We start from the raw sequence: 12,770 nt of genomic DNA on the forward strand, positions 1-12,770 counted from the left end.
TCATCCTCCGATCGCGCTCATGCCCCGCGTCGGGTGCACGAGGCCGTCGGTGTCGTCGCCGTGGTCACGGGGTTTCGCCCACATCGCGCGGCGCCACCGGTCGAGGACGTCGGCGTCGTCGGCTCCGGCGCGCAGGGGGCCGAGCAGGTCGGTCTCGTCGTCCGAGAACAGGCAGCTCCGGACGTGGCCGTCCGCGGTGAGCCGGGTGCGGGTGCAGTCACCGCAGAACGACTCGGTGACGCTCGCGATGACGCCGACCGTGCCGAGGTCCGCGCCCGTCGCCCGCGACCGCACCCGGTACCGCTCGGCCGGGGCGCCGTTCCGCGGGGCCTCGTCGGGCGTCAGGACGTACTCGGCGCCGAGCAGCTCGCGGATCTGCACGGCAGTGATCATCGTCGTGGCGTCCCAGGCGTGGCCGGGGTCGAGCGGCATCTGCTCGATGAACCGCAGCTCGTGGCCGCGTTCCAGGCACCACGCGAGCAGGTCCGTCGCCAGGTGGTCGTTCACCCCGCGCAGCAGGACCGCGTTGATCTTCACGCCGAGGCCGGCGTCCGCGGCGGCGGCGATGCCCTCGAGGACGCGGTCGAGGAACGGACGGCGGGTCACCTCGGCGAAGACGTCCGGGTCGACGGTGTCGAGTGAGACGTTCAGCCGGTGCAGACCGGCGGCGCGCAGGGCGGCGGCGCGCCCGGCGAGTCCGATCGCGTTCGTGGTGAGCGACAGCTCGAGGTCGGGGTGGGCGGCCGCGCACCGGGCGACCACGTCGACCAGGTCCTTGCGGAGCAGCGGTTCACCGCCGGTGAAGCGGACCTTGCGGATGCCGAGCTCCCGCGCACCGAGGCCGACGAGCCGGGCGATCTCGTCCGCCGACATGAGGGCGGCGTCGGGCGCGAAGGGGAGCCCCTCGGCCGGCATGCAGTACGTGCAGCGGAGGTTGCAGCGCTCGGTCAGGGACACCCGCAGGTCGACGGCGTGCCGACCGAACCGGTCGACGAGGCCCGGGTCACCCTCGGGCCGTGGCGGGATGCCCGGACGTCCGGTGTCCAGAGGGTGCTGCGGCGCGTCCACCGACCCGGCGCGCACGCGGCTCAGCAGACCCGTCGAGGGGAGCATCTGAGCCGGCATGTCGTCAGGATACGTCGCGAGGACCGTGCCGCTGGTCCAGGGCGGCGGCGGTCCGGGTCGCCGGGCTCCGGCCGAGCAGCCGGTCCCGCCACCGCAGCCAGTCCTCGCGGCGGGTGCGCACCAGGGTCACGACGAGCACGACGGCGATCGCCGCGAGCAGCCACCACCGGTAGGCGACCACCGACGGCCACACCCCGCGCAGCGCGATCGCGAGCGTCAGGGACAGCCACTCCCACCGGCCGGAGAGCACCACGAACGGGATGAGCAGCAGCGCGTACCAGGGGTAGCGCGGGGTCACCGCGAGGAAGGTCACGCCGATCATGAACACCTGGCCGGACCACGGGTTCGCGGGGTCGGACAGTCGCCAGGCGATGACCGCGGTGACGAGGACGATCAGCCCCACCGCGATCGTCGCCGCGTCGCCGGGCAGGACCTCCGCCACCAGCGCGAAGCGCGATCCGTCCTCGTAGCCCTCCTCCGACAGGTAGCCCGGCAGGTACCCGAGCACCTTCGGCCCGGTCGAGAGCACGTACGGCACGTAGAGCAGCCCGAACACGGCGATGCCGACCGGGATCGCCCACCAGCTCCGCCACCGGCCGAGCAGCGCCGGGTAGACGATCGCCGGGATGAGTTTCGTCGCGGTCGCGGCACCGAGCGCGATGCCACCCCAGATCGGCCGGCCGAACGCGACGAGCACGGCACCCGCGGTGGCGAGGGCCGCCCCGACGACGTCGACGTGCGAGTTCGTCACGGCCTCGGCGGCGACGAGTGGCGACCAGGCCCACAGCGCCGCCCACCAGGTCGGACGGCCGATGCGGCGCAGGACGACGAGCAGACCGACGGTCACACCGAGCGAGACGAGCAGTCCGGCGACCTGGAACGGCATGTACTGCGCCGTGACGGGGACGAAGACCCGCACCAGCGCGAACCACAGCTCGGCCATCGGCGGGTAGATCGTCGGCACGTCCGGACGGTTGAGCGCCGTGCAGTGGCCGAGTGCGCCGTCGCCGAGGCCGCGGTACCGCGGCTCGAGGGGCTTGCACGTGCCGTCGACCTTGTCCGGGAAGAGCCAGTCCGGGCGCAGACCTGCCAAGGCCTCGGACTGCGGCGTGTGGGCGTACGGGGACACCCCCGCGTGCTGCACGATGCCGTCCCAGGCGTAGCGTGCGGAGTCGGTGCTCGTGTTCGGCGGTCCGACGAGGGCCGCGATCCCGACCACGACCGCGCCACCGAGGACGACCCGCGTCACGAGGTGCGGCGGCACGAACCTGAGTGCGAGCACCGAGCCCGCGAAGACGGTCCAAGCGATGAGCGTCCACGCGACGAATGGAGAGCGATGACCCTCCCGGAGGAAGCCGAGATGCGTGACACCCACCGCGATGACGACCGCGAGCGCCAGCACGCCGACGACGGCGAGCGCGGTGCTGACCAGCGCGGTACGGGGCAGCCGGCGGCCGGGGCGCAGTCGTTCGCTCATGGTCCGTCGAGGCTAGCGGGCGTGCAGCGCGTGCTGCTGGACGCCCGCGCCGCGATGGCGTCGCCGAACCGCACCGCGCGGTCGGCCGTCGTCACCGGGCGGCTGCTCGGGATCGCGTTCCTGGTGTGCTTCGTCACCGGCGTGTACAGCCACCTGCTGCAGGAACCGCTCGGGTGGATGCGGTTCCCGACCCGGCCCGTGCAGCTCTACCAGGTGACGCAGGGGCTGCACGTCACCGCGGGCATCGCCGCGATCCCACTGCTGCTCGCCAAGCTCAACGTCGTCATGCCTGCGCTGGTCCAGACCCCGCCGGTCCGGAACGCGCTGCACCTGCTCGAACGGCTCTCGATCGCGGTGTTCGTGGCCGCGGCGCTCATCCAGGTCGTCACGGGCCTGCTCAACACGTTCCAGTGGTACCCGTGGCCGTTCCCGTTCCGGCAGGTCCACAACGCCCTCGCCTACGTCATCATCGGGTCGCTCGCGGTGCACATCGGCACGAAGCTCCGCATCATCACGCGGTACTGGCGGCAACGGGACTCGGTCGACGGACACGGCCGCTTCGTCGTGGACCGGGCGGTGGGCAGCGAACTGCCGGACCCCGGCCGGGAGGCCCGTCCCGAATCCGTCTCGGCCCCGCGCGGGTTCGTCGGTCGCCTCCACCGCTGGATCGACGGCGCCCCGTCGGCCGCCGGCACCGGGCCCGACCGGGCTGCGCCGGACCGTGGGACCGAGGCCGTCCCGGTCCGGACCGACGGGGCGGACGCGGACCGGGCCTCCCGTCCGGGGTCGGGGTCGGGGTCGGGATCGGGGTCGACGCGACCCGACGACCGTGCGGCCGCAGCCGACGGAGCGCGGCAGCGCGTCGCCCGACGGGGGTTCATCGCGGGCGTCACGGCCGCGACCGCCGGGGTCGTCGTCCTCACGGCCGGCCAGTCGTCGGTGCTCGCCGAGCCGTTCAACGTCTTCGCTCCCCGGAAGCGGCACATCGGCCAGAACGGGCTGCCGGTGAACCGGACGGCCCGCGCCGCCGGGGTCCTCGCCACCGCGACGGCCGCCGACTGGGCGCTGACGGTCGCCGGCCCGGCCGTCAGCCGGACGTTCTCGCGCGCCGAACTGGTCGCCCTCGGCCAGGCCGAGGCCCGCCTGCCGATCTCGTGCGTGGAGGGATGGAGCCAGATGGCGTCGTGGAAGGGCGTACGGATGCGTGACCTGCTCGCGGCGGTGCAGTCCGGACCGGACGTGCACGTGCGGGTGACGAGTCTGGAGCGGAACGGCAGCTACCGGGTGATGGAGATGGGCCCCGAGTACACGGCCGACCCGACCACACTGGTGGCCCTCGAACTCAACGGCGAGAAGCTCGACCTGGAGCACGGGTTCCCGGCGCGCATCATCGCCCCCGGACGTCCCGGCGTCCTGCAGACGAAGTGGATCGAGCGGATCGAGGTCATCCAGTGAGCGCCACCGACACCGGCCATCGCGTCCGGACCACCCAGGTCGTGCTCGTCGTGCTCGGCGTGCTCGTCATGGCGTTCGGCGCGTGGGTGCTGCTGACCTCGGTGCGGCCGAACCGCATCGGCGGGCTCGTCGTCTGGCTGCTCGCCGCGGTGGTGCTGCACGACGCCGTCCTGTCCCCGTTCGTGCTGGCCGTCGGCGCCGGACTCCGGCGGGCGGGACGGGCGCTGCGCGTCTGGGTGCTCGTCGTCGTCCAGGCCGCGGTCGTGCTCGGGAGCGTCCTCGCCCTGGTCGTCGTGCCGGAGATCGTCGCGAAGTCCGAGGGGACGAAGAACCCGACGGTCCTGCCGTTCGACTACACGGCGCGGTTGCTCGTCGTCGAGGGCGTGCTCGTCGCCGTCGTGGTGGCCGCGCTGGTGGTCGGGGCGGTGACGGCTCGGCGTCGGGCGGACCGACCTGTGGTTGCAGCGACAACCTCTCCGTAGGATGGACCCGTGACCGACGACACGCCCTGGCTCTCCCGCGAGCAGCTTCGTGCCTGGATGGGCTTCGTCGCCGTGATGGAGCTGCTGCCCGCGGCACTCGACCAGCAGCTCCAGCGGGATGCCGACCTGACGCTCTTCGACTACATGGTCATCGCGATGCTGTCCGAGCGGGAGTCGCGGACCCTGCGGATGTCGGTCCTCGCCTCGGCCACGAACGCGTCCCTCCCGAGGCTGTCGCACGTCGTGTCCCGCCTCGAGAAGCGCGGACTCGTCGCCCGGTGCCCGTCCTCCGAGGACCGCCGTGCCACCGACGTCCGGCTCACCGACGCCGGGTTCGACCACATCGTCGCCGCCGCGCCGGACCACGTCCGGACCGCCCGTCGGCTGGTGATCGACGCGCTCACCGACGAGCAGGTGGCCGAACTCGACACGATCTCCCGGGTGCTCCTGACCCGCGTCGATCCCGACGGGCGTTTCGCTGCCGTCAGCAACATGCCCGGACGTGACCGTGACGACGAGACCGGGCCGTCCTGCGACGACGTGGTCTCCGACACGGCGATGTGCGAGGCACGGTTGACCGGCACCGCCGACGACTCCTTCCCCGGCACCGTCGACGGCATCGGGTACCGCGCGGCCACCGCCGACGACGTGCCCCTGCTCCGGCGGGCGACCCTCGACGCGATGAACTGGTCGGGGGAGCGGTTCGCCGACGCCGACCTCGACCGGCCCGAGTTCGCCCACTACTTCGACGTGTTCGACCCCGACCGGCCCGACGGCCCCGACCTCGGAGTCGTGGCGACCGACGACCAGGGACCGATCGGCGTCGCGTGGGCGGTGCACCTGCCCGCCGAGGACCCCGGGTACGGGTTCGTCGGCGAGGACGTGCCCGAACTCACCCTCGCCCTCGATGCCCGGGCACGCGGCCGCGGGATCGGCTCGGCGCTGCTCACCCGGCTCGTCGCCGCGGCGCGGGACGCCGGGTGGCCCGGGATGAGCCTGAGCGTCGAGGACGGCAACACCGGCGCGCGCATCCTCTACGAACGAGCGGGGTTCCGGACCGTCGGACGGAACGGCGACTCGGACACGATGCAGCTCGTCCTCTGAGCGGCGGACCGGGCACCGCGCGCCGATAGGCTCGCCGGTATGAGCCAGGCCGCCGACTCCCCGTCCGAGACCTACAGCTACCTCGGACCGGCCGGGACCTTCACCGAGGCGGCGCTCAAGCTCGTCGAGGCCGCCGCCGGCAAGCCCTGGCGCAGCGTCAACAACGTCGGTGAGGCGCTCGACGACGTCGTGACCGGCCGCTCGGTCGGCGCCGTGATCGCGATCGAGAACAGCGTCGACGGCGGGGTCAGCGCCACGCAGGACGCCCTCGCCCGGATCCCCGGCGTGCGGATCGTGGGGGAGTACCTCGTCCCCGTCGACTTCGTGCTCGTCGCCCGACCCGGCACGTCGCTGGCGGACGTCCGCACCGTGAACGCGCACCCCGTCGCCTACGCCCAGACGCACCACTGGCTCGAGGCGAACCTGCCGGGACACGGGCACATCCCGGCCTCGTCGAACGTCGCCGCGGCGGCCGTGCTCCTCGACGACCACCCGACCGCGGACGCCGCCGTCGCCCCGCCCGGCATCACGGACCACTACGACCTCGCCGTGCTCGCGGACTCGATCGGCGACAACGCGAGCGCCGTCACGCGGTTCGTGCTCGTCTCGAAGACGCTGGCGATCCCGCCGCGGACCGGGTCCGACAAGACGAGCGTCATCGTCGAACTGCCCGCGGACCACCCCGGCGCCCTCGTCGACATGCTCGAGCAGTTCGCCACCCGGGGCATCAACATGGGGCTGCTGTCCTCGCGGCCGATCGGGGACGAGCTCGGTCGCTACCGGTTCGTCATCGACCTGGACGGCCACGTGCGTGACGAACGCGTCGCGGACGCCCTGCTCGGTCTCCGCCGGTTCAGCCCGCGCGTGACGTTCCTCGGCTCGTACCCGCGGGCGGACGGCCTGCGCTCCGAGGTGTCACCCCGCTACTCCGACCAGGCGTTCGTCGAGGCGCGCGACTGGCTGCGCGCGATCGTGAGCGGGGAGCCGGACGCGGGCTGAGCCTCCCGTCCGGCACCCCCGCCCGTGGTCAGCGGCGGCGGGTCGCCCGCGTCTGGTCCTCCGGACCGGCCACGCGGACCGTCAGGCCGCCCGCGTCGATCTTCGCCCGGAAGGCCCGGACCTCGCCCACCGGGTCGCCGTCGATCTCGAACTCGTCCGGGCGCTCGAGACGCGCGGTGAACTCCTCGCCGCGCAGGTAGCGCAGGGGACGTTCGTCGCGGGTCTTCGTGACGATGGTCTTGCCGATCTCGGTCTTGCCGAGCGCGGAGCGTCGGAAACGACGGAGGATCGCGTTCTCCCAGAACACGCGGGCCCCGATCCGGACCCAGCCGAAGAACCCGTGCGGACGCATCACGACGACGTCGAAGTACCCGTCGTCGATCTCGGCGTCCGGCAGCAGGGTCGCGCCGGCCTGGAGCATGCCGCAGTTGCCGACGATGAGGGAGTGGGCGCGGACGGACCGCGTGCTCTGGCCGTCCAGGCGGTAGCGGAACTCGAAGGCGTCGGCGTCCCGCAGCGACCGGACCAGCGAGTCGACGTAGGCGAGCCAACCCACCTTCTTCTTCAGGTCGTCGTTCGTGTTCACGAGCATGCGGGCGTCGAGCCCGAGACCGGCCATCACGAGGAAGCCGAACTGCTCACGGGAGCCGTCCGGACGCTCGACGTGCACCGTGCCGATGTCGATTTTGCGGTCCTCGCCGTGGAAGATCGTGTGCGCGCTCGCCCCGAGGTCGTCGATCGGCGCGGGGATGTTGCGCGCGAGCAGGTTGCCCGTGCCGCTCGGCAGCAGGGCGAGCGCGGCGTCCGAGCCGTGCACGACCTCGGCGACCGCGCGGACGGTGCCGTCACCACCGGCCGCGGCGATGACGTCGGCACCGGCTTCCAGGGCCTCGCGCGCCATGCCGCCGCCCGGGTCCTCCTCGCTCGTGGCGTACCACTTCGTCTCCGCCCAGCCGGCCTCGCGCTGGTACCGGTTCACGGTGCGCTTCAGGGTCGGCAGGTGGACCTTGACGGGGTTGTAGATGACTGCGGCGGTGCGCTGCTCGGTGGCGAGGGCGTCCTCCGGCACAGGGGTGGCATCCGAGGGCGTCGACATGGCCACAACGCTACCGGGCACCGGCTGCGCGGTCCGGAACAACCGTGATGCGGTGTGACTCCACACCGCAGGGTCCGGACCGACGCGGCAGCGGCGGGCCGGCCGCGTCGACGGCGACCGGCGCGACCGGACGCACCACGGGCCTCCCGTCGGGCCGTTCACCGGTCGGCCATGCCCGGCTCGCTAAGCTGGGCCGGTGATCGACCCCCAGCTGTTGCGCGACGACCCGGACCTCATCAAGGCCTCGCAGGCGGCGCGCGGCGCCTCCGTCGACGTCGTCGACCAGGCCGTCGCCGCCGACTCCGCCCGACGCAGTGCCATCACCTCGTTCGAAGCGCTCCGCGCCGAGCAGAACGCGTTCGGCAAGACCGTGGCGAAGGCCCCGAAGGACGAGAAGGCCGCGCTCGTGCAGCAGGCGCAGGCGCTCGCCGCGAAGGTGAAGGAGGCGCAGGCCTCGGTCACCGCCGCCGAGGACACCTTCAACTCCGTCGTCCGTGCCATCCCCAACGTCGTGCTGCCGGACGTGCCCGCCGGTGGCGAGGACGACTTCGTCACCCTCCGCACCGTCGGCGCGAAGCCGGAGTTCACCTTCGAGCCGAAGGACCACGCGGACCTCGGCGAGTCCCTCGGCATCATCGACATCGCCCGCGGCGTCAAGGTGTCCGGATCGCGGTTCTACTTCCTCAAGGGGATGGGGGCCCGGCTCGAGATCGCGCTCATGTCACTCGGCCTCGACCGCGCCGTCGCGCACGGGTTCGAGCCCCTGATCACCCCGACGCTCGTGCGCCCCGAGACGATGGCCGGCACCGGCTTCCTCGGCGAGCACGCTGCCGAGGTCTACCGGCTCGAGGCCGACGACCTGTACCTGACCGGCACGAGCGAGGTCGCCCTGGCCGGCTACCACGCCGACGAGATCCTGCAGTTCCCGTCCGAGGACGACCAGGCCCTCCGCTACGCCGGCTGGTCGACCTGCTACCGGCGCGAGGCCGGGTCGGCGGGCAAGGACAACCGCGGCATCCTCCGCGTGCACCAGTTCAACAAGCTCGAGATGTTCGCCTACGTCCACCCCGACCGGGCCGACGCCGAGCACCAGCGGCTCGTGTCGTACCAGGAGTCGATGCTGCAGGACCTCGGGCTGCACTACCGCGTGATCGAGACCGCGGCCGGGGACCTCGGCACGAGTGCTGCGCGCAAGTACGACCTCGAGGCGTGGGTCCCGACGCAGGGCACCTTCCGCGAGCTGACCTCGACGTCGAACTGCACCACGTTCCAGGCCCGCCGTCTGGACATCCGGTACCGCACGGAGAGCGGGAGAACCGCCCCCGTCGCGACCCTGAACGGCACGCTCGCGACCACGCGCTGGCTCGTCGCGATCCTCGAGACGCACCAGCAGGAGGACGGCTCCGTCGTCGTCCCCGAGGTGCTCCGTCCGTACCTGGGCGGCGTCGAGGTGATCGAGCCCCGATGAGCTCCTCACGCGGCTTCGTGGACGGGTCCGACGCGGCATCGGGTCGGGACGCCGCCGCACCCGCGCGCGTGAAGCGCTGGCTCGTCGCGCTCGACATCGACGGGACGACCATGCGCGAGGACGGCGTCATCACCGACACCGTCATGCAGGCCGTCCGCGACGCCGAGGCCGCCGGGCACGAGGTCATGCTCTCCACCGGCCGCAGCGAGGGCATGACCGTCCCGCTGCTCGAACAGCTCGGCATCCGGCCGCAGTACCTCGTCTGCGCGAACGGTGCGCTCACGCTCAAGCGCACGGCGGACGGTGCCTACGAGCGCGTCCACGTCGAGACCTTCGACCCGACGGAGGTGCTGCAGACCATCCGCGGTGCCCTGCAGAACGGGGCGTACGGCGTCGAGGACGAGACCGGCCACTACCTGCTGTCCGGCGACTTCCCCGACGACACCATGACCGCCTCCGGCGACCACGTCGACTTCGCACAGCTCCTGAACGTCCGCGCCACCCGCGTCGTCGTCATCTCCCCGGAGCACGGGCTCGAGGAGTTCCTGCAGATCGTCGACCGGATGGGCCTGCACAAGGTCTCGTACACCGTCGGCTGGACCGCGTGGCTCGACATCGCGCCCGAGGGTGTCACGAAGGCGACCGCCATGGAGCGCGTCCGCGAGTGGCTGGACATCCCGCGCTCCCGCGTCTTCGCCGCCGGTGACGGCCGCAACGACATCGACATGCTGCGGTGGGCCTCCACCTCGGGTCGCGGCGTCGTGATGGGGCAGGCGCCGGACGACGTCGTCGACGCCGGGAACGAGATGACGGGCGGCGTCACGGACGACGGCCTGGCGGCGGCGCTCGACACCCTGCCGCGCTGAGGCGCTTCCGGGCGCTCCGCAGGCGGACCGGAGGCCCGGTAGACTGCACAGGACGCGGTCACGTCTCGCCACGTGGTCGCGTCACGGAGGGTTGTCCGAGTGGCCGATGGAGCCTGTCTTGAAAACAGGTGGGCAGAGATGTCTCGTGGGTTCGAATCCCACACCCTCCGCTCCGCTCCGTCCCGCGCTGCCGGTCGATGACAGGTCCTGGCAGGGCCCCGGGTGTGCGTGCCGCACCGACCTAACGTCGACGGCATGGACATCACCACACGCTCAGTCGTCATCGTCGGTGCCACCTCCGGCATCGGCCTCGAACTCGCCCGGCGCTTCCGCGACGCCGGCAGCACCGTCGTCATCGGCGGCCGCCGGGCCGAGCTGCTCGACCGGCTCCGCGCCGAGGGCTTCGGCACGGTCACGATCGACGTCACCGACGCGGCTTCGGTCGCCGCGGCCCGCGACGCCGTGCTCGACCTCCTGCCCGAGTTGGACACCGTCGTGACGATGTCGGGCATCGGGCTCCCCGAGGACCTCCGCGACCCGGCGCACTTCGCCGACGCCGAACGGACGATCGACGTCAACGTGCTCGGCACGATCCGGGTCGTCGACGCATTCACCCCGCACCTGCTCGCGCGGGGGAGCGGCACGATCGTCACGGTGAGCTCGGGCATCGGCTTCCTGCCCTTCCCGCTCATGGCCTCGTACGGTGCCTCGAAGGCGGCCGTCCACGCCTACAGTGAGGCGCTCCGAGCACAGCTAGCCGGGACGGGCGTGGACGTCGCCGAGCTGGTGCCGCCGGCGGTCGCCACGAGCATGGGGACCAGCAACCCGAACGCGCTCGACCTCGGGGTGTTCGGCGCCGAGGTGATGACGCTCCTCGCACAGGAACCGACACCGCACGAGGTCCTGGTGCAGGGTGTCCTCATGCACCGGTGGGCAGAACGCGACGGCACCTACGACGACCTCGTGGCGCAGCGCTCGCGCGCGCTGGCGATGCTGCCCGGACGGACCGGGACGGTGGCGTGACCGCAGGCGGAGGCCCGACCGACGTCCCGACCAACCTGCTCGGCGCGTACCTGCAGGCACGACGGGGACTCGTGACGCCGGAGCAGGTCGGCATCCCGGCCGGTGGTGTCCGACGCGTGCCGGGCCTCCGTCGTGAGGAGGTCGCGATGCTCGCCGGTGTCAGCACCGACTACTACCTCCGACTCGAGCGGGGTCGGGACACCCACCCGTCACCGCAGGTCCTCGACGCACTCGCCCGCGTGCTGGGGCTCGACGACGTCGAACAGGCGCATCTCCGGGACCTCGCCGAGCCCGCCCGGCGAAGTCGACCCCGCCGGAGCGCTGAGCGCGTCCCGGCCCGGCTGCACGCGCTCCTCGCGGCGCTCGACGTCCCCGCGTTCATCGAGGGTCGTGCGTTCGACGTCCTGGCGACGAACGACCTGGCGACCGCGTTCTCGCCCCGGCTGCGGGTCGGTGAGAACCGCCTGCGATCACTGCTGCTCGACCCGGAGGAGCGGGCGTTCCACCGCGACTGGGACCGTGCGGTCGCCCAGTTCATCGGGGCGTTCCGGCGGTCGGTCGCGGACGACGTGCAGGACCAGCGGGTCGTCGAACTCGTGGGGGAGCTGTCGCTCGCCAGTGGGAGGTTCCGACAGCTGTGGGCGCGGCAGGACGTCCGGGCACTCGAGGGCGGTTCGATCACGGTCGACCACCCGGTCGTCGGGGAGCTGCACCTGCACCGCGACAAGCTGCCCGTCGACGGACTGGTGCTCGTGCTCTACTACGCCGACGCGGGGAGCGAGAGCGCCGAGCGGCTCGGGCTGCTCGCGTCGCTCGTGGGCGGCACCCGCTCGGGGGCGTGAGGAGTCTTCGCTTCCGCGGTACCGTTGTCGTCGGCGTGCACCGGTCGTTCTGTCCACGCCCAGCACCAGGGACCACGGGGGAACGAAGACGATGACGATGCCGACACCCGTGTCCGGACGTGGGCCCGACCGACGCACCGCGATCCTCGACGCGGCGGCCGTCGAGTTCGACCGGCAGGGGTTCGGAGCAGCGAGCATCGCCGGGATCGCCAAGGCGGCCGGGGTCAGCCAGGGTGCGATCCACTTCCACTTCCGCACGAAGCAGGCGATCGCGCTCGGGGTGATCGACGAGCAGAACGCCCGGACCTTCGCCGCCGTCACGTTCGCCGACCCGTCACCGCTCGGTGGACTGGTCGTCGCGTCGCGGACGATCGCCGGGCTCCTGCTCGAGGACCCCGTCGTGCGCGCGGGCATCCGCCTCTCCCTCGAGAACCGCGTCTTCTCCGGGGCGACCTCGGCCTTCTACGACCAGTGGATCGCGAGCGTGGTGGACGTCTTCCGGCTCGCCGTGGCCGCGGGCGAGGTCGACTCGACCGTCAGCGCGGAAGCGCTCGGAGCCACCGTCGTGCCGTGGTTCACCGGCGTGCAGCTTGTCTCGGACGTGCGTGCTGCACGGGCGGACCTGCTCCCGGCGGTCGGGACGATGTGGCGCGTGCTCACGCACGCGTGCGTGGCCCCGGCACACCGCGCCCGGCTGCTGGCGGTCGTCGACCGCGCGTTCGCCTGCCCGCCCGCCTGACGCACTCGGCGCGGTCGCGCCGCCGGCCGGAACCACGGGAGGCCCGGACCGGCCCCGGTGGGCCGGTCCGGGCCTCCTGTCCGGGTCCGGTGGC

The 12,770-nt window shown here is 72.6% G+C and carries 12 protein-coding genes and 1 tRNA gene; 10 read left to right on the plus strand and 3 right to left on the minus strand.

Features of this window, described 5'->3' with window-relative positions; translation table 11 throughout:
• Positions 1 to 1,125 (minus strand): GTP 3',8-cyclase MoaA, encoded by a 1,125-nt coding sequence (gene moaA / locus DEI83_RS08520; RefSeq protein WP_258371125.1) that lies wholly within the window; start codon positions 1,123 to 1,125, stop codon positions 1 to 3.
• A gap of 4 nt (positions 1,126 to 1,129) precedes the next feature.
• On the minus strand, positions 1,130 to 2,602 hold the full coding sequence (locus DEI83_RS08525; RefSeq protein ID WP_111081533.1) for a glycosyltransferase family 87 protein: 1,473 nt from the start codon (positions 2,600 to 2,602) through the stop codon (positions 1,130 to 1,132).
• 21 nt (positions 2,603 to 2,623) lie between these two features.
• On the opposite strand from DEI83_RS08525, the gene DEI83_RS08530 reads away from it, so the two are divergent.
• Genes DEI83_RS08530 through pheA form a run of 4 tightly spaced genes read left to right on the plus strand, consistent with a single transcriptional unit; the run spans position 2,624 to position 6,642 of the window.
• Positions 2,624 to 4,057 carry a molybdopterin-dependent oxidoreductase gene (locus tag DEI83_RS08530; RefSeq protein WP_181431133.1) on the plus strand — a complete coding sequence of 478 codons (1,434 nt, stop codon included), beginning with the start codon at positions 2,624 to 2,626 and terminating at the stop codon, positions 4,055 to 4,057.
• Entirely contained in the window at positions 4,054 to 4,539 is a 486-nt protein-coding gene (locus DEI83_RS08535) for a hypothetical protein (RefSeq protein ID WP_111081534.1), read from the plus strand. The genes DEI83_RS08530 and DEI83_RS08535 overlap by 4 nt, the downstream gene beginning before the upstream one ends.
• Before the next feature lie 9 nt (positions 4,540 to 4,548).
• Positions 4,549 to 5,643: a bifunctional helix-turn-helix transcriptional regulator/GNAT family N-acetyltransferase gene (locus DEI83_RS16330; protein ID WP_309146585.1), complete on the plus strand. Its 1,095-nt coding sequence runs from the start codon at positions 4,549 to 4,551 to the stop codon at positions 5,641 to 5,643.
• 39 nt (positions 5,644 to 5,682) lie between these two features.
• Complete coding sequence (gene pheA, locus DEI83_RS08550) at positions 5,683 to 6,642, plus strand: prephenate dehydratase (RefSeq protein ID WP_111081535.1); 960 nt, start codon at positions 5,683 to 5,685, stop codon at positions 6,640 to 6,642.
• Positions 6,643 to 6,670: 28 nt separating this feature from the next.
• On the opposite strand, the gene DEI83_RS08555 is transcribed toward pheA, so the two are convergent.
• Positions 6,671 to 7,738, minus strand: a complete 1,068-nt coding sequence (locus DEI83_RS08555) for a diacylglycerol kinase family protein (RefSeq protein ID WP_111081536.1) — start codon at positions 7,736 to 7,738, stop codon at positions 6,671 to 6,673.
• Positions 7,739 to 7,934: 196 nt separating this feature from the next.
• Between DEI83_RS08555 and serS the strand changes: the two genes are divergently transcribed.
• The 6 genes from serS to DEI83_RS08585 all read left to right on the plus strand — a co-directional run bounded on the left by serS (position 7,935) and on the right by DEI83_RS08585 (position 12,676).
• The gene (gene serS / locus DEI83_RS08560) at positions 7,935 to 9,206 is read left to right on the plus strand and encodes a serine--tRNA ligase (RefSeq protein WP_111081537.1); all 1,272 of its coding nucleotides are present in this window, start codon (positions 7,935 to 7,937) and stop codon (positions 9,204 to 9,206) included.
• Complete coding sequence (locus DEI83_RS08565) at positions 9,203 to 10,072, plus strand: HAD family hydrolase (RefSeq protein WP_111081538.1); 870 nt, start codon at positions 9,203 to 9,205, stop codon at positions 10,070 to 10,072. Before serS ends, DEI83_RS08565 begins: the two co-directional genes overlap by 4 nt.
• Positions 10,073 to 10,157: 85 nt before the next feature.
• Positions 10,158 to 10,242 (plus strand) — tRNA-Ser (locus tag DEI83_RS08570).
• Positions 10,243 to 10,327: 85 nt separating this feature from the next.
• Positions 10,328 to 11,095, plus strand: coding sequence for an SDR family oxidoreductase (locus DEI83_RS08575; protein ID WP_111081539.1), 768 nt, complete (start codon positions 10,328 to 10,330; stop codon positions 11,093 to 11,095).
• Positions 11,092 to 11,937, plus strand: coding sequence for a helix-turn-helix transcriptional regulator (locus DEI83_RS08580; protein WP_111081540.1), 846 nt, complete (start codon positions 11,092 to 11,094; stop codon positions 11,935 to 11,937). The genes DEI83_RS08575 and DEI83_RS08580 overlap by 4 nt, the downstream gene beginning before the upstream one ends.
• A gap of 97 nt (positions 11,938 to 12,034) precedes the next feature.
• Positions 12,035 to 12,676 (plus strand): ScbR family autoregulator-binding transcription factor, encoded by a 642-nt coding sequence (locus DEI83_RS08585; RefSeq protein WP_181431134.1) that lies wholly within the window; start codon positions 12,035 to 12,037, stop codon positions 12,674 to 12,676.
• Positions 12,677 to 12,770: the final 94 nt, after the last annotated feature.

It is taken from the genome of Curtobacterium sp. MCBD17_021 (assembly GCF_003234525.1).
GTDB lineage: Bacteria > Actinomycetota > Actinomycetes > Actinomycetales > Microbacteriaceae > Curtobacterium.

Bases quoted from the DNA above. Each gene is read 5' to 3' on its own strand.
- DEI83_RS08565 (WP_111081538.1), top strand. From the start codon at position 9,203: ATGAGCTCCTCACGCGGCTTCGTGGACGGGTCCGACGCGGCATCGGGT.
- moaA (WP_258371125.1), bottom strand. From the start codon at position 1,125: ATGCCGGCTCAGATGCTCCCCTCGACGGGTCTGCTGAGCCGCGTGCGC.
- DEI83_RS08575 (WP_111081539.1), top strand. From the start codon at position 10,328: ATGGACATCACCACACGCTCAGTCGTCATCGTCGGTGCCACCTCCGGC.
- DEI83_RS08525 (WP_111081533.1), bottom strand. From the start codon at position 2,602: ATGAGCGAACGACTGCGCCCCGGCCGCCGGCTGCCCCGTACCGCGCTG.
- DEI83_RS08585 (WP_181431134.1), top strand. From the start codon at position 12,035: ATGCCGACACCCGTGTCCGGACGTGGGCCCGACCGACGCACCGCGATC.
- pheA (WP_111081535.1), top strand. From the start codon at position 5,683: ATGAGCCAGGCCGCCGACTCCCCGTCCGAGACCTACAGCTACCTCGGA.
- DEI83_RS08555 (WP_111081536.1), bottom strand. From the start codon at position 7,738: ATGTCGACGCCCTCGGATGCCACCCCTGTGCCGGAGGACGCCCTCGCC.